Origin of the sequence: Roseimaritima sediminicola (assembly GCF_009618275.1) — a bacterium.
Classification (GTDB): Bacteria; Planctomycetota; Planctomycetia; order Pirellulales; family Pirellulaceae; genus Roseimaritima; species Roseimaritima sediminicola.
Genome location: NZ_WIAD01000034.1, coordinates 13,900 through 29,466 on the forward strand (window position 1 = coordinate 13,900; position 15,567 = coordinate 29,466).

Annotated in this window: 15 protein-coding genes and 1 tRNA gene; 1 reads left to right on the plus strand and 15 read right to left on the minus strand. The window is 54.8% G+C overall.

Going from position 1 to position 15,567, the window contains the following annotated elements; translation table 11 throughout:
- Position 1 precedes the first annotated feature (1 nt).
- The 13 genes from GE027_RS15645 to GE027_RS15705 form a co-directional block, all read right to left on the minus strand.
- Positions 2 to 937, minus strand: coding sequence for a hypothetical protein (locus tag GE027_RS15645; RefSeq protein ID WP_153558152.1), 936 nt, complete (start codon positions 935 to 937; stop codon positions 2 to 4).
- A gap of 272 nt (positions 938 to 1,209) precedes the next feature.
- Complete coding sequence (locus GE027_RS15650; RefSeq protein WP_153558153.1) at positions 1,210 to 1,497, minus strand: hypothetical protein; 288 nt, start codon at positions 1,495 to 1,497, stop codon at positions 1,210 to 1,212.
- Between the two features lie 117 nt (positions 1,498 to 1,614).
- Positions 1,615 to 4,455 carry a MobF family relaxase gene (mobF, locus tag GE027_RS15655; RefSeq protein WP_153558154.1) on the minus strand — a complete coding sequence of 947 codons (2,841 nt, stop codon included), beginning with the start codon at positions 4,453 to 4,455 and terminating at the stop codon, positions 1,615 to 1,617.
- A gap of 189 nt (positions 4,456 to 4,644) precedes the next feature.
- The gene (locus GE027_RS15660; protein WP_153558155.1) at positions 4,645 to 5,109 is read right to left on the minus strand and encodes a hypothetical protein; all 465 of its coding nucleotides are present in this window, start codon (positions 5,107 to 5,109) and stop codon (positions 4,645 to 4,647) included.
- 41 nt (positions 5,110 to 5,150) lie between these two features.
- Positions 5,151 to 5,489 (minus strand): hypothetical protein, encoded by a 339-nt coding sequence (locus GE027_RS15665; RefSeq protein WP_153558156.1) that lies wholly within the window; start codon positions 5,487 to 5,489, stop codon positions 5,151 to 5,153.
- Between the two features lie 59 nt (positions 5,490 to 5,548).
- Positions 5,549 to 5,932, minus strand: a complete 384-nt coding sequence (locus GE027_RS15670; RefSeq protein WP_153558157.1) for a hypothetical protein — start codon at positions 5,930 to 5,932, stop codon at positions 5,549 to 5,551.
- 3 nt (positions 5,933 to 5,935) lie between these two features.
- On the minus strand, positions 5,936 to 6,283 hold the full coding sequence (locus GE027_RS15675) for a hypothetical protein (protein WP_153558158.1): 348 nt from the start codon (positions 6,281 to 6,283) through the stop codon (positions 5,936 to 5,938).
- A gap of 4 nt (positions 6,284 to 6,287) precedes the next feature.
- Positions 6,288 to 7,955 (minus strand): type IV secretory system conjugative DNA transfer family protein, encoded by a 1,668-nt coding sequence (locus GE027_RS15680; RefSeq protein WP_153558159.1) that lies wholly within the window; start codon positions 7,953 to 7,955, stop codon positions 6,288 to 6,290.
- 371 nt (positions 7,956 to 8,326) lie between these two features.
- Positions 8,327 to 9,406 (minus strand): vWA domain-containing protein, encoded by a 1,080-nt coding sequence (locus GE027_RS15685; RefSeq protein WP_153558160.1) that lies wholly within the window; start codon positions 9,404 to 9,406, stop codon positions 8,327 to 8,329.
- 16 nt (positions 9,407 to 9,422) lie between these two features.
- Positions 9,423 to 10,130: a MotA/TolQ/ExbB proton channel family protein gene (locus tag GE027_RS15690; protein ID WP_153558161.1), complete on the minus strand. Its 708-nt coding sequence runs from the start codon at positions 10,128 to 10,130 to the stop codon at positions 9,423 to 9,425.
- Positions 10,127 to 11,059 (minus strand): hypothetical protein, encoded by a 933-nt coding sequence (locus GE027_RS15695; protein ID WP_153558162.1) that lies wholly within the window; start codon positions 11,057 to 11,059, stop codon positions 10,127 to 10,129. Before GE027_RS15695 ends, GE027_RS15690 begins: the two co-directional genes overlap by 4 nt.
- 157 nt (positions 11,060 to 11,216) lie before the next feature.
- Entirely contained in the window at positions 11,217 to 11,453 is a 237-nt protein-coding gene (locus GE027_RS23765; protein ID WP_153558163.1) for a helix-turn-helix domain-containing protein, read from the minus strand.
- Positions 11,454 to 11,989: 536 nt separating this feature from the next.
- The gene (locus GE027_RS15705; RefSeq protein ID WP_153558164.1) at positions 11,990 to 13,060 is read right to left on the minus strand and encodes a hypothetical protein; all 1,071 of its coding nucleotides are present in this window, start codon (positions 13,058 to 13,060) and stop codon (positions 11,990 to 11,992) included.
- Positions 13,061 to 13,075: 15 nt separating this feature from the next.
- On the opposite strand from GE027_RS15705, the gene GE027_RS15710 reads away from it, so the two are divergent.
- Positions 13,076 to 13,342 (plus strand): hypothetical protein, encoded by a 267-nt coding sequence (locus GE027_RS15710; protein WP_153558165.1) that lies wholly within the window; start codon positions 13,076 to 13,078, stop codon positions 13,340 to 13,342.
- An 891-nt stretch (positions 13,343 to 14,233) separates the two neighbouring features.
- Here GE027_RS15710 and GE027_RS15715 read toward each other — a convergent pair.
- Positions 14,234 to 15,304 (minus strand): tyrosine-type recombinase/integrase, encoded by a 1,071-nt coding sequence (locus tag GE027_RS15715; RefSeq protein WP_202617433.1) that lies wholly within the window; start codon positions 15,302 to 15,304, stop codon positions 14,234 to 14,236.
- A 111-nt stretch (positions 15,305 to 15,415) separates the two neighbouring features.
- Positions 15,416 to 15,489 (minus strand) — tRNA-Pro (locus tag GE027_RS15720).
- Between the last annotated feature and the right edge of the window lie 78 nt (positions 15,490 to 15,567).

Consider the following 15,567-nt stretch of genomic DNA (forward strand, 5'->3'; position numbering starts at 1 on the left):
TTTATTGATTGGCCTGATCTGACCAAGGCTTGAGGACCATTACGATCTCCCCTGAGCAATCAATCCAGATATCTCCGTAACGCCGATGGGGCAAGCCATTGACCCTGACGTCGAAAATGACGTTTTCCCACCGCAGTCTCGGATTGGCGCAAAGCTGAGCCGACGTCGCATATCTCTCTGGCTCCCACTGTGTACCGTTGACGCTTCTCCATTGGGTCGCAGCGATTATCTCCGAGAAGTGACGCGGTTCAGTAAGTCTTGGCTGCAAAACTGAGCCGCCATAGCTATCTGTGGAAGGCTTTGCTGCTCGGTACGTGCGAAGCCGCTGCTGTTCCCTCTCTACTGCGGCAAGACGATCGCAGATCGAATCAATCTTGGTTCTTAGTTCCAGTTCCAAAAGGTCAATTTTGATCTCGATATCATCTACCCTCTGAAGCTTAGCGTCCGCCTCATCGAACATTTTAGGGATGATTGACTCGCGAAGTTCGCTAAGAGACGTAGACATCGAAGCCGTCTCCACGGCTAGGCGTTGAATCCTCAGGCGATCTTCCTGGGTTAGTGCTTCGGTAACTCGCATTCGCTGCAAAATCAGCTTTTGGGTCTCATCGATTTGACGGTTTTTTTGCTCGACCAAGTCTTTCAGCAGATATTCGAGCTTCTTCATGGTTTCAGGATTGCGAGCGATGAGGGCTGCGTTCAACTCGCAAACGGAGAATTGCTGAGCTGATAGCTTGCGAAGCAACCCGATGATGGTCTGATCGCGGACACGTTGAGCATCCTGGCCGTCAAACAAGCGGTTCATATCCTTTCGATCACCGTCGATCCACGTCGCAACAGAACGCAGCAGATCTGGGGATATCCGAGGCTCATTAGCCACAGTTGTCTGCTGAATCTGGATGCATATAAAGAGCAACACTACCCAAAAACGCTTCTTCATCTTCGGTTCTCCTGCGATCTCTCGATCGCTTCTCGGATCTCTGGAGAGTCAATTACTGCGGGAGGCTGTAACCATTGCCAGATCCCGATCAGTGAAGCGATCAGGCCAATGGCTACGATGACTGCCGCGACTGTAGCACGCAGACGAGATTCAGGTTTTGTGTTTTGTTGCTGCATGCTGAAGCCTTCCTCCCTCTGATGGCTAGCCCTGGATTGTAGCGTTTCTTGCTTTGTTTTGCACTTATGTGTTCGGGAGCCGCGGGCTGTTCTCGCTCAAAAACTCGATGGACCGGTCAGCGTTTCGATCGTGATGGTGTCAATCGCCGGACTGTCTTCGGGATGGTCGAACGTTCGTGGCCCCAGCTCGGTCATCGACCTGATCCGCCCGAGTTGCAGCAGATCGAATAGCTCGTTGAGGTGCCGACCCTTGATCGTCAGGCGATACTTCTCCATGCCGTAGATCGATAGCTCGATGTGGCCCGCATCGCGTTTTTGCATCTCGCGAATGTCCGAGAACGCATAGCTGACGACGCGCCCGTCGTAGAACATCAATTGAAGCATGATCGGGAGCGGTTCTCCAGCCCGCACTCGTTTCCAGGGGGCTTTGGCCGCTTCAGTTTGTTGCGAGGGAACGGCCGCAACGTTTTCATTGGACGGGAACGGCATGTGGGTCACTGTCTAAGTCCTCCCAAGTCCGGGATAGTGCGAGGAATGAGCTCCCAGCGTCGGGGCCCGTGATTGTTGCGATTGCCAGCGAGAGGCATGAGCACGCCACCAGTCGCGAACGCGATCGAAGAAGAAGCGTTGTTCGTGGCTTTGCCGCAGGCAGGCCGCTTGTTTTTGTCCACCTCCGTCGAGCAGTTCGGTGGCGGACTGTTGTTCGCCCGCATTCTGAATGGCCCGCCGGACGGCCGCCTTGTCGTCAACGTAAATGGCGACGTTCTTCCGCCCTCGTGATACCGTGACGTAGAACTGTTTCGCGTTGACGGCGGGCAGAGACTGACTGCCAATGGCTGCAATCGTCAGGTCGCGGTCTTTACCCTGGCTGGCGTGAGAGGTGATGCAGTATCCAAGATCGAAATGGCCGTAGTCTTTGGAAACGACCAGCCCACTTTCAAGCACCAGGTTTCCGCGGTCATCGAACGCTTTGATCGTGTCGAGGCGACCATTGGTGAGTTTGCGCTTGCCATCGATCGCCGTGCCGCCAAGGCTGAATCGGATCTTGTCCCCTTTGGAGAAGCAGACGGTTTCCTCGCGGTACACCTCGAAGCGGTCCGGATGCTGCTTTGGCAGCGGTTTGAGAGGTCCGCCACCTACCGCCTGGAGCACCGGTTTGTTCGCTTCACCAAGAGAAACCCGATAGCGTTCACCCCGCTTGAATCCGCCGGCAACGTTTTGATGGAACTGCACAACCAGGTCTACACCAGCATAGCTCAGGTTCTCCGACTTCTGGGCGTCCGTGAGGTTCAGCGATCGCAGCTGAAAACAGCCCTGCTCTTCTCTTCCTATTGCCCCGGTTGCGCGAAGGCGTGCGCGAATTGCGGCCGTTACCAGTCGCCCTTCAGCATGGGTTGGGGAGACGATCAGTGTGGAACGTTTGCGCTTGTGTGCTTTGAGGTAGCGACTAGCAATCACGGCGTGGCGGGATTCTGAAGCAATCTCTTTGATCTTGCCCATCCGGTCCAGCATGTCGAAACCGGCGAGCATTCCGGTCATCCCTGTTTTGGCGTCAACGACCTCGTCGCCGAGACTGACTGCTTCCACCGCTTGTTTGTAGCGGCCTTTTTGCCGCTGTACCTCCTGGACGCGTGCGACGTTGATCCCGGCTTCTGTTTCGAGAAGCCGCATCGCTTCTCCGCGTCGCGGCGAGGAGTGCTGCTTGGTATCGCCGGAAAGGACGACGCGGCAATTCTGGGCTTTGGCGATGTCAAAGATGCCATTCATCGACCGCACGTCGAGCAGGCCGGATTCGTCAATCCAGACGACTTGGTCTTTCAAACTGGCGTGCAGTTTTTCATTGCGGAGCAGGTGCTCGACAGTTTGAGCATTGGCGAACCCCTTCTCTTCCAGGACTTCACGGGCGCCGGTGCTTGGCGCAAAGACGAATAGCTCTTTGCCATTGGCTTTGATGCCGCGCGCCGCCTCTTCCATCAAAGAAGACTTGCCCGTTCCCGCACCGCCGGTAATCGCTGTAACAGTATCTCGGGAGTTCAGAACATGAAGAACGGCTGCTTTCTGTTCTTCATGAAGCCAGGTCTTTTCGAATTCGTGCTCCCGCCTCGCTATCGTCATGCGTGTGCCGCGTCCGTCACGAGCAAAAACGATCATCCGGGATTCAGCGTCAAGGACCTCCTGGGTCGTGATGAACGCTCGCTCCGCTCCGCGAACATCGCGGCTTCGTTGCAGAATCTCGTCTTTCTGCAAAGCCGCTTCGACATCTTCAGGGCGAAGCGTCACGCCGTGTTCTAAAGCGGTGCCGACAATCGCATGTTTCTCGGCCGTGGACTGCCGGAAGAGGTGATGGTCGAGGGAATAGCGGATTGCCGCTTCAATTCTTTGGGTTTCGCTTCTATACGATCCCAGCGGTCGCTTCTTAAGATTGGAAAAGACGGCCTTTTCTTCAGCGCTGAGACGGGCATTCCATGAGGTCTGAAGGTCCGCGAGGTTGACGCCCTTGTCTTTCTTCTCTCGGGTGACCGCCCCAAGCTTCCCTTTTTTCTCTGCATCCGTAATGCCGCGGGCTTGGGCCTCGTTTTCGACCTGTGTCGTTCTGCGGGAAAACTTTTCGATCGTAGAACGCTCGATTCCCGCTATCTCCCAGCCTTTCTTAAGCCGACCGGACTGGGTGAAAGCCGTACGAGTGACCGCATAGCCGAGTTTCTTTTCAAGCTTTCTGGCCAATCTTGCTTCAAAGGCGGCTTGGAGGCTAAGTCGCTGGCGGAAGATCTCTTCGGGCTCGGCCGCGTAGTGTTTCCCTTCATGCGTGGTGTGATTCATCACGAAGGCATGGATATGAAGGTGAGGATCGGCTACGCCGTCTACAGGGCGGGACGTCTTGTGAAGGAAGTCCGCATAAACCAGGTTTCCGGTTTTAACGCGGTGCTGGGACGCCGCTTTGACACCGTTTCGCACACGGCGGCACATCAGTGGTTCGACGTCACGTTCCATGGTTTCGTGAACGGCTTCACGAAGAACTTCTAAGATGGCTTCGTCGTTGTTGATTGCCCAAACCGCCGAAACGCTTTTCGGGACGCTGAACGTCAGGTCGAAACCAGGGCGTCGGTCTTTGCGCATTCGCTGAGCGAGCTGCTTGTCTGTGATTGGATGACGACCGGAAAGCATCCGCTTGAATTCTTCGCTGATCACCGGACTACCAGGTTCGAGACCGAGGATCGCGGTGGCCTTGCCGTTCCAGCTTCCCGATATCTCCGTCCCGGTGTAGTAGTCGCCCTGGGTCAGGACGGTGTCAAAATACCGGCTGGTTCCGACGATATTCTTGGCTTGGGTGGCGGTCAGCATAGTCGATCCATCGTTGAGGCAATGACGTTTGGCTGGTTACTCGTAATGGGAACTAGAAGTAGATAGGCTTGACTCCTAAGCGTGGCTTAGATGGATCCATCCTGAGCCGAGTCGGCCCATTTTTGCAACCGTCAATGGCACTCAACGCGATTCAATCCACAGGTAAAAACCGCGGCTGGCGACACGTGATCAAGAGCCGGTTTTGACGTGCGGCGCTGCGGTGTCGGCGGACAGGGAAACCAATCCTTCCGGCGAGATATTGAAGTCCTCAGACCGCAAGCATTCGGACAGTCTCAAGCTGACCCCGCTCAAACTGAAATCCAAGTCTTCGCTAAGCTTGTGCTTTGCCAGCGATTCCAAATCAGCTTTTGCGATGGGTGCATTGGCTTCGACCAAAGCCAAGCATACCGCGTGCACGTCGGCTTTCTTGGCAAAAGGCTTGCTGGGCTTGCGGCTGCCTCTGCTTTTCGGCTTCCGGTCGGGAGTGAGGGCTTTTATAGCCGCTTCCAATTGGTCACGCGTTTGCTCGATTGCCGCTAAGCGTTCTTTTAACGCCGCGGCTTCGCGCTCAACAGGCTCCAACTGCGAAAGCAAGGATTCACGAGCCGCTTCGACAGCAGATGCCGCTTCCAGGACCGGGTTGTGGGTGGTCACTGCGATGTCCTTTACTAGGAGGATGACTAGACGTTAGAGGGTCAATCAGATGAGGACTGCTCTCCGGCTTCGACATGCAGAGCAGAAAAGTCGAGCGGGTATTCCTCCGCGAGCTCTTCGGCGATCTCGACCCAACGATTAGCGAGATAGGCCACAATGCCGCGAAAGCAGGTGTCGAAAGATTCGCCAGGAGACAACTGCATTTCTTCAAAGGCGTAGGCAGCCAGCTCGGCGGTTGTGGTTCCTTCCATAATGCGGAGGAACTCGAGATCGTCCCACAGACGGGGCGTCATCCGAACCAAGCGGGTCGACCCATCGCCAATATCGATGGGCCGGGTATTGTCTTTGCGGTAGCGGTGTACCGTCTCTTCGTTGATCACGCTCATTCCCTATGGTCTCACGTTACGGATTGTGTTGTCAAATTTGACAAGCGGTCTACCTACATGCTCATCCCGGACGCTTTGTTGAAGGTCTTCTTAATCTGGTTTTTCTCGCCAAGTTTCACTTTCATCTCTGCTTGCCGCTTTTTGGACAGTATTTGCGTCATCGCTTTGATGGTTTCGGCGATGCGTTTATCACGCTCGGTGTTGATCGAACGGCTCACGCTTCCAAAGGGGGTCCGTTCGAGCGTCGCTTTGGGCTGTGACATTTTCCTCCTAAGTGCCGGGAGCTGGTCTCGTGGATCCGCTGCCCGGTTGAATTTTTCCGTAAGGGTTTCGGGCTTCCTGGAACCGGTATCGATCGCAAGCGGGGTGCCTCCAGGCGGCGACATTCCCGCGGCGGCGAGGTCTTTCCACTGATTATTTCTCTTGGGTTCGGCCATTGTTTAGATCCTGGTAAGGGAGAGGGGGGAGAGTCTCTTAGCGAGCGCCGTTAAGTCGATGCACTCGCTTAAAGGAATGAAGAGCACAAATGGACAACCGTCGTTGCCGTATTGTCCGCTATGAACGTGTTTCCAACCGGTAACGCTGATGTACCAGGCATCGAGTTTGCGATCGGCAGGCATCCAGCCATGCGATCTCGCTCCGTTGTAGCTGTAGGTGGTTTGCATGTGCGGGACGCCTTTGATCGAGACCACAACAAGCAGGACCACGGCTATCAACAACCAGCGTTGGAACTTGCGTTTGTACGCGCGGTAGGCACGTGACATCGGGTCGTTGTCAGAGACGCTCATGGACCTAACCTCTGTGGTAGGGAGACGTACCGGTCATCTTTAGCCACTTGGAACGTTCCCAGTAGCGAACTTTGTTCAGCTTTAAAGGGGGAATGCGCCCGCCAACCACCAGGATCTCTTCCATCATGCGAATGTCTTCGGGCCGCAGCAGCGGGACGCCACGATTGTTGTAGCCACTCGAATGATCCGGAGTCGGGTCCGTCAAGATCGAGCGGTTGTTGATCGACATGTCCGATATCGCTTCGGTACCGGAGAGTTTGCTAAACATCTCCAGGGTCTCCGGTTCCTGGATGCCCATTGCGACTTTCAATTTGCTCGCGGACAAGATTTCACGCATTGCGGCTTTGCCATATTTCTTTTCCGCCTGTCCCGACTGGTCCTGCCAGATTAGGACACAGCGCAATCCCATCTTGCGATAGAAAAGCAAGCTAGAAGCTAGCTTGGGCATGTTTAGAGACCCGACTTCATCAACCAATGCGGTGACGCGTCCCTTTTGGTTGTCCGAGGCGATGGTGTCGAACAGATAGGTCAGGGTCATGGACATTGGGGCGGCGTAGGCTTCGAAATTCGCGAGCGTGTAGATTAAGAACAGGGCTATTTTCTTCGTTGGGTCCTTGAGCGACCTTGGATCGAACGTTGATTGGGATGTGTGGCGTCCCAGGTCGGAAAACGCATCGAAGGGGTCCAGGCACATTTCGGCAATCCCGTGACCACCGGCGTATTGAGGGCCAGCTGTTTGCCGAAGGCCTTCCAGGGATCTTGCCATCTCCGCATAGACGCCCCCGAAGTCCGTTGATTCAAAGGCCTCGGTGTAGAGCTCGCTGATAGCTTCCGTACCAGTCCACAACTGGGACCGGATTTGCGGCAGACTTGGTTTGCGGCCATGGACAATTTCGCGAAGTCCCAACCAACCCCCAATCATGCGACCGTAGCGATAGAAATACTCGCTCTTCTCATCCATGTCCGGTTTGCCAGGCATCACCCAGGTCATCGTCTTGAGGAGCTGCGAGCGGATGCTCTCTGGTGGCATCGATGGATCAAACGCAGAAAACACATCCAGGCCAACGTCGGTGACGGGCGAATCGATCAGGCTCGAAACCTCGCTGGGAAACGGGGTCATCGCGACGACTTCGTAGCCTTGCGCTTCTAAAGCCGGTTTGCAGATGGAATACAGTTCGCCCGATACGTCATTCACGATCAGATTTTGACCGACACCAGCACACATAGACGGGACAACAATTCCTGTCGATTTGTTTTCACCAGGAGGGGCTATGATGCTGATCGTGGCATCATCGTCGTAAAACACATCGCGGGTTTTCCTTCGCCCTACCGGCATCGTTCCCAGAAAGATGCCCTTGTGATCCGAGAAGAGATCGGAGCCTGCAACATCGGCCGCAGTCGCAAACCGAGACTTACCATGCTTGCCCGCGATTTTGGCGTAGGTCCTGCGGCTGCGCCGGGCATCACGCAGTTTGTCCCAATCCGTCCACGCCTTCGCCACCTGACCAAGAGCGATGATTCCTGTGAAGACGCCGCCAATGGTTGCCAGTTCCACCCCGCGTTCTCCGTAGTAAAGCAACTGGTAAGTTACGAACGTCCAGAAGCCGCAAAAGACGAGGCTTAGGCTCGGCGGGCGAAACGTCTCAGGACGCTGCGAGGTTCCATTGCTCATTGAAATGCTCGCGATGGACCTTTACGGCCCAGGGGAGAGGTCTGGTAACGGCGCGTAGAGATATGCGTAAAACAGCCAAATCGTCAGTCCCAACAAAATGGCCGGGGGAATACAAACGATCACGACCATGACCAAGTCCGCGGCCAAGCCATTGGCGTATGCAGCAAGACCAGGGGACCGATAATCTCCGGCCGCTTTTTTCTCCGGACTCGCGAACGGTCTATCGCTGTGACCCGTCTGAGTTGGTTCGGCGCCTGGGGTAGCAGACGTTGGTGATTGCGTCTTGCGTGGCCGCTTGCCTGGATCTAACCGAGTATTCGGATTGAGGAAATGACCGTCAGGAAGTTTGGGTTTGGGGTTTGGAGTGGTCATTAAGTTTCCCAAAAGGCCGCGTTGAAGACACTTCGAAACATATCCGCGGAATTGACCGAGAATTCGCTCGGTAGGTTGACGTCGCCGATCTGCTTGAAGAAGTCATGTGCCCTGGGGTTCGTTCCATCGCCCGTGAAAATAGCCAGGGTTCGCCGATCGGTTCCGCTCGCGTTCGCCCATGCTCGGACACGGCCTACGACTGCCGCATCGGTTTGCGGAGTGTGGTGTTCCATCTCCTGGCACGATTGATCACCAAGCAAGAACAGCACCTGTCGCTTGGACTCTCCCGCCCGCGCGAGCATCCCCATGCCCGACTCAAGTGCTTGGTCGACATTTGCGTTTCCGCCGACAGCTTGGAGGCTGTTCACAAACTTTTGGACGCGGTCAGCGGATGCCCCATAATCCACGGCGTACGGTCTCACAGTGAGTACCGGAAGAACCGCCTGCTTCCCGCCGCGATACGCGACGATTCCGATTTGGAACCTCTCCAGTGCCTTAGGCATGGAGTCGACCAATGCCGAGATTGCGGCTTTCAGGTCTGACAGCTCGTCCATTGATTTCGAGCAATCGACGACTGCCACAATCACGACGGATTTTGCTGATTTGTACGATTCAATCTCGCCTTCCAAGGCTTCCCGCTGCGTCTCACTTTCGGCCAGGATCGCATTAAGCGATTCGCTTTTGCGTTGAGCTGCATCGCGCTCGGTCTCCACTTTTGCAACCTTACGAGCCGTTTCTTCCGCTTCTGCTTGGTACTGCTCTGCCTTTCGATGTGTCTCATCGAGGGTATCGTGAGTCTTTTTCAACTCTTGCTCAGATCGCGAGATGACGACTTGTTGCTCGCGGTTAATACGTTCGAGTTCGGAAACCATGACGGCGGTATCGCCTGCGTTTTTGATGCGCTGCGATACCGCGTAGTCTCGCTGTGCTTTGAGAGCTGCGGTGGCCATATCGCTGGCACGATTGAGCAGCGCCAAGACGAAAATCACCAGGATCAGGATGCCACTCATCGAGAACAAGAGATCCGTAAACCCGGTTTGAATAGGATCATCTCCGTCGTCATCAGGTAAGACGTTCATGGTCGATTTTCCTCCTCTAATCGCTGCTTTGAGACGGGCTTGGAAACTGCAGCATGGCAAGGTGTCGTTGGGTCTGGCTGATCAGAGCGCGCGACTGACTCTTGACGATAGTGCTGATCGGTGCCAGCATCAAAGCACCCGCGAAACAGGCGATCAGCGTGGTATCAAACGCAGTCGATATTCCCTGCAGCGTTGACCGCAGCGACGCGATCATTGCGGCGGGATCACTGGTATCCGCCATGCCTTCAGAGATGCTTCCCATCGCGATACTCATCCCATACACCGTTCCCAAAAGACCTGTTGCGGGGAGAATCTTTGTTGCGGCAGACAGCAACATGGCGTTGTGATCTAATCTCGCCGCATACGGAGCAAGTTCGACCTCAGCCGCATAGGCCATCCCCTGCGCCAGCTGATAGCGTTTGCTAGCCGCGAGATCGGCTAACCAGGAGCGTTTAGGATCCCCAAGCAAGGCATCGAGGTCGGCGTTGTTTCCATACATGATGGTGGCAAAATCGAGCAAGCCGCGGCGGATCTGCCGATCTGTTTGCATGCACAGCCGGAATGCCCAACTGATCGCGCCAATGCCAATGACAGAGATCAGACCAACGAAAGTTTTTCCCGGGTGTCCCATCACCGTGCCGGTAGCGGATACGGTGATGCAAATCACGACAGCCGCACACCAGATTAACGCTTGGCCAGTGGCAGTGGAGTGATAGGTGTTCATGCCAGTGCTCCTGCCAAGCCGTCTTCGTTATTGTCCTCTTCTCGCTTGTTGTCGCCAGATTTGGGACCTTCCAACGACCGCCCCATATCGCGATTGGCAAGTTCAGTGAACAATCGCAGGAAGACCTGGTCGCGTTTATCAAGCCGCTCGTTGATGTCTTCGAACAAGGCGATATGCCGCGCGTTGGACCGCCGTCCGACAACAACAGCGCAGATGGCGATGAACCCCAGGCACCCGGACGATGCGGTTCCAATGATCATCCAGGTCTTGGCGTTGTTTTCGAGGGTGGTTTCCACACGGACCCGGCGAGCGGTCTCGGCAGCCGTTTGTTCACGAGTCTGGGCAACCTTCAGCTCAGTTTCCGCACGCCATTTTTCGGTTTTCTCCTCCAGCGCAACCTGGGATTCCTCTTTGGCCTCGGCTGCGCCGCGGACATATCCCGCCTGCTCACCCCGCGCTTCCGCTTCCGCTGCAACCCTCGCTTTTTCGCTTGCCAATCGTGCCTCCAGATTGGCAAGTTTGGTTTCGTTCGCACGACGGAGGGCCTCGATCTTGGCTTCTGCCTCCTTCCCTGCTTCTTCCCGGCCCAACAGGCGTCCGGTTTCGAGGGCCCGCTGTTCGATGCGTTCTGCTTCCTCTCTCGTCCGGTCGAGTTCCGCTTCCAGTCGGTTCGCTTGACTTTCCAGACTGGACACTTGAGGAAGGAACTGTGAGCGAACTTCACGAGCAGCGGCCGAACGCGCATCTTCCTTCTGTTTGGCCAGCTCCTCTTCGGTGACACAGCCGACGCAGGTCGCGAGGACCATAAGCACCGTCGCGATAGGCAGGTAGTGAAAGACAGGAGAACTAGTCCGCAGCGATGAGCGATTGCGCTCATGGGCGGGAGTGCGCCAGCAAGTAGATGAAAGTTGAATAGTTTTATTAGTCACGGATTACGTTCCTGAAGTGGAAGGGACGGATTCTTTTCGGACATACCGGCAACCGCAAAGTACGGGGTCCGCTCGTATGTTCTTTAGGCTCCATTCGTGTATGAGATGCTGTGAGATATATGGTCGCTTCTCGATCTCAACGTGACCTCAGCTCTGGTTAGAAATGTTTCTTTTGAGGGGTAACGGCTGCTAGGGCCGTTTGGTGGTGGCGTTCTAGGTAATCAGCGAGGGAACTCACATCGATACGGATCTGCCCGCGTAGGCGGTATACAGCAATTTTTCGATCACGAATTTCCCGGTATATAAAGGAAGTGGATGTACCGGTGATCTCAGCGATCTCCGCGACCGTTCTCAGTCGTTCTGCTGGATTGCTTAATGGATGCGTGTGTGTCATTGGGTACGTCGCTGGGGCGGCACGAAGGTATCGCGAGGCGGCATTAAAGAACGCATTGGCTAATTCCGGGAGATTTAGCGAGGCGGACGGAGCCACAAATTGTCTAAATCCGGCTAATCATTCGGCGAGCTACGACTGGCTCGACAAGCGTCAAGACAAGTTGGCGTTGCGCGAAGACTTATGGCGTACCCAAGTCGTCTTCATCATCTGCGGTCGGGCTGCAACTCAACTCGCGGCAGGCGCCACTGTTAGTGCGCGCAACGAAACGTAAGATCTGTGAAAGCACGCGGGCGACAGAACGTCCGCTACGCAAGCAGTTGCCGCAGAGGGGCAACGAAGGTTTCTGCGAAAGCATGACTCGAATCCCCGTGAAGGTTCGAGTTGGCAATCCATAGCCATCGAGCGAAGAAAGCAACCCAGCTGTCCGCTACAGGCCGCTACCAGTGTCGCCTATTGCTCTCCCTGGCGGCAGTATCCGCGAGGTAAAAGCGAGTCACCCCTGCGACATCCGTAATTTTACCAGAGAATGCCGGAAGTCAACAGGGTTCCGGCTTGTTTTCCGGGAATTCTAGTCTGGGCCATCTGTCGAGCGTGTCGACATTCTTGCGTTTGGCATCGGCGAAACGGAACTCTAGGCCGTGCTTTTTGGCAGAACTCACGGTAACTGGCTGCCCGTATAACACAACATTTGTGAAGTGTTTTCGCCATCTCTTGGCTAGCAGCTTAATCGCCTCGAGCTTTTCCTGCTCAAGTGGTTCGCTATTTTCTGTCGGGTTCTCTGCTTTGGCTCGGAATAGGTTTGTAAGAGCGTTGCCATCAACATCAGATGGAGCTGCAATCGAATCAGGAAACAGTTTTCTAGCGGTGGGAAAGATATCCTCGGCTATTGCACGTCGTCGAACATCCATATCTTGTTCAACCACCTTGAGTCGCTTGATTGCCGCGTCACGAATACGGCGGAGAGATCGCTTAGTTAAACTATTGAATCCGCTGCGATGACCTTGCTCAAAATCTTTCGCGAGAAGCAATTCTTGCGTCGGTTGTGCAGAAGCGGTGGGCTTGGGTAATCGCTTTTTTCCGTTTGATATTTCTTCGGGCCTCCCTCCCTTGTTTTCACTCTGCCCGATTTCGACGGCCTTTGCAAAGTCATTTTTGATGGATCTGATAATGGAGTAGCCCCGGGCAGTAAACATCGCGGCGGCCTTCATGCGATCGGAGGAGTAGCCGATCTCCTGCAGATTACCAAGGTCCTTGAGCAATAGGTGTGATACTCCGAACAATGCTTGCTCGAGTTCATCGCAGACCGGTGTCGGCGAAAACGAACTAGGAAAGCGCCGAAGCAAAGCGACAAGCTCTTTCGATACCCGTTCGCTAAGTTGCAGGTAATCAAACGGACGAAGCCGCTTCGCTGTGATGCTATACCGATCTTTCTGCCGTTTGGACTGCTTGAAAATCCATAGATGGCGTCCCTGTAAAGACGTGAATCGTCCAGGGTAGTAGTCACCTTCGCGGTCCTCAAACTCACCTTCGAAAAGCTTCAGGTCTCGCGGCTTCGTCCAAGGATATAGATCAGACGCCTCCCATTTAATGTCGCCTATTCGTAGCACGGTCGATCGGACAACATGTGGAACAGTTTGTTTTGTTATTTCATTGAAGACGACATGATAATCCCGGGAGCTAGTGTCAAATATTGCGGTTATGTGATGCTGGCCATAAATAGAATGAACGGGGCCAATGGCTTCAGGGTTGCCAGGGTTCGTCAGTCGAGACTCATCGCAGAGGCTGTTGTCGATGCGTCTGACATCCCCTTGGCTAATGCCAAAGGACGCCAGCCATTCTTTCTTAGTTTTAGTGTCGATCGCTATCTCCAGCGTTTTGGTCCTTGGTAGAGGAATTTTATGAAGTGCCGCAATGTTCGTCTTCTTCGCGGCGCAAGTTTATATGCGTTTATGAGATCCAGTGTGAACAACTCAAAGCCGTCGTTGTCAATGAACGGGGGGGTGTGGGCGGAGCTGCTTGAAAATCCCATTCGCTTTGCCATTGGCCAGCCTGTATATCGTTTAGACAATGGACACATGAGCTTTGGGAATACTGAGTCAGTGTTATCGATCAGGCGTGGTCGATCCAGTGCCTCGTCCCAGGTCATGCGCGGTAGCATCATCCCAATTTGTTCTGCGAGATCTCGCAGGACTTTAGGGCCCTGCCGCTCTCTGGGCCTACGCCGTGAGTTCGTAAAGGGTTGTCTTAACTCCGGCAAGCAAACGCATCCTGTGATGAATAGATGCTTGATAGAATGGGGTTTGTAATGGCTTCTAACGATCGCGTTGGCTGGAACGGACAGCAGCGAGAACTCTCTATTTAAGTATCGTTCATAGCCCTTCTCGGAGAGTGGGTTCACAGAGCTGAATCCAATGATCGGACCAAAGTCGATCTGTTTTGGCCCGCGTGCAAGGTTAAGGTTCAAGATCATGCGTTGGTCTGGGTCGCTGGATACGACAAAGCAGTCGGGGCATCGTCGCAGACGTTGCTCCAGTGGCGAGAGGAAGCCGTCCTCATAGCATTCCTCAAACCCGTATGCGATGTGACGCATTGTGGTTAACAGGTTGCACGCTGTTTTCCAAATAGGAGGATGCTCTTGCCATGTCGTCCAGTCGATGCTGTATAGCTCATCTGAGGCTGGCAGTAGGCTTCTGCAGGCCTGGAAGTTCTTCCAGATTTCTTGGGCATCATTTCCATCGATCGTAACGACCCGCTTGCGAACCATTGTAAATGTCTCCAGCTCAGCCAATTGCCCGTTTCGCTTGTAGTCGCAGATGTTCGGGGTTTTTCAGGAGATGCGAGTACGTTCTCGCGACCATAGTTGTGTCACGATGTCCCATTAATCCGGCTACGGCAGTTGAATCCACGCCGTTTTGAAGTGCATTGGTGGCATAGGTGTGACGAGCACCATAAGCCATGACTGGTAGGTCATAGCCAAGTTCTTTTGCCGCTTTCGTTCGGATGCGTTTCATGCGGCAGACAATGGCATCCTTCGTCCAAGGACGGTTTTTTGTGTTGCGAAACAGGGGGCCGGTTGGCTGTTTGCTTGCCAGGCGATCAAGAATCGCCTTTGCTTCTTCAACTAGATAGATGACCCGTCGCTCGAGCTGCCCCTTCGAGTTCTTTATTTCAAAGATGACTTGGTCGCCGTGAATGTTCCTCGCTTCCACTTTCCGAGCTTCCGTCGGACGGCAGCCAGTCAGGGCGAGGAATTGGAGGAAATCCACCAGCGGGCCGGTGGCATGTTTCATGATGGCCTCCCATTCAGCGGGGCTGTAGCAGACGTCGCGTCGCTTTCTTTCCGGTCGCTTCATGGTCGCAATCGGATTGGCGTCGATGTGCCCGCGTTCGACCGCCCAGCTAAGCATTCGCATGACGGAGCCGGCGGCGTCGCTCTGAGAGGTCGAGCTGAGTTTTCTGCCCTTCGCTTTCGCGCCATCCTTCTGTGCCTGGGCGATTTCAGCTTTCGTCGGTTCTGCACGCAGTTGCTCATACCATCCGCAAACATGGTGCCCCTTGAGGTCGCCGGCCTTCATCCGTTTCCCAATGTGCCCAATGAAGGATCGCAGGTAGTGACGTAACTGATCGTACGTCCGCGGGGCGCGATTGTCCTCGACCCAGTCCAGATAGAGCTGGCACAGATCGTAGAGTGTGGTGCACTGGGCCGCCGCATCGATCGGGCGAGCCATCAGTTCGTGGAACTTCTTGTCCGCTGCTGCCCGGTCTTTTCCGAGCGGAATTCGGCGGCCATCGATCGTGCAGTAGAACGTGCCGGTTTGCTTGCGGCACCAGACTTTTGGGGGGCGTCCCATCGAACCATCTCCAACGTTTAGTGACGAGTAAAGTGACTTGCGGGTCAAGTCACTTTACTCATTGTTGGGGTTCGCGTCGATTGAGTCCAGCTTTTGCAGGGTTTTTCAAAGTCGGGGCGACTGGATTTGAACCAGCGACCTCTGCGTCCCGAACGCAGCGCTCTACCAGGCTGAGCCACGCCCCGTGGCGTCGAGCGGGATTCTAACAAGCCCCGCCGGCCAGTTGAAGGCCTCTTTTTCGTCGATCCGCCGGGTTTGCCACT

Excerpts from the sequence above, each read along its gene's own strand:
- GE027_RS15645 (WP_153558152.1), bottom strand. The coding sequence starts at position 937 with ATGAAGAAGCGTTTTTGGGTAGTGTTGCTCTTTATATGCATCCAGATT.
- GE027_RS15650 (WP_153558153.1), bottom strand. The coding sequence starts at position 1,497 with ATGCTTCAATTGATGTTCTACGACGGGCGCGTCGTCAGCTATGCGTTC.
- mobF (WP_153558154.1), bottom strand. The coding sequence starts at position 4,455 with ATGCTGACCGCCACCCAAGCCAAGAATATCGTCGGAACCAGCCGGTAT.
- GE027_RS15670 (WP_153558157.1), bottom strand. The coding sequence starts at position 5,932 with ATGGCCGAACCCAAGAGAAATAATCAGTGGAAAGACCTCGCCGCCGCG.
- GE027_RS15675 (WP_153558158.1), bottom strand. The coding sequence starts at position 6,283 with ATGAGCGTCTCTGACAACGACCCGATGTCACGTGCCTACCGCGCGTAC.
- GE027_RS15680 (WP_153558159.1), bottom strand. The coding sequence starts at position 7,955 with ATGAGCAATGGAACCTCGCAGCGTCCTGAGACGTTTCGCCCGCCGAGC.
- GE027_RS15685 (WP_153558160.1), bottom strand. The coding sequence starts at position 9,406 with ATGAACGTCTTACCTGATGACGACGGAGATGATCCTATTCAAACCGGG.
- GE027_RS15690 (WP_153558161.1), bottom strand. The coding sequence starts at position 10,130 with ATGAACACCTATCACTCCACTGCCACTGGCCAAGCGTTAATCTGGTGT.
- GE027_RS23765 (WP_153558163.1), bottom strand. The coding sequence starts at position 11,453 with ATGACACACACGCATCCATTAAGCAATCCAGCAGAACGACTGAGAACG.
- GE027_RS15710 (WP_153558165.1), top strand. The coding sequence starts at position 13,076 with ATGTGGAACAGTTTGTTTTGTTATTTCATTGAAGACGACATGATAATC.
- GE027_RS15715 (WP_202617433.1), bottom strand. The coding sequence starts at position 15,304 with ATGGGACGCCCCCCAAAAGTCTGGTGCCGCAAGCAAACCGGCACGTTC.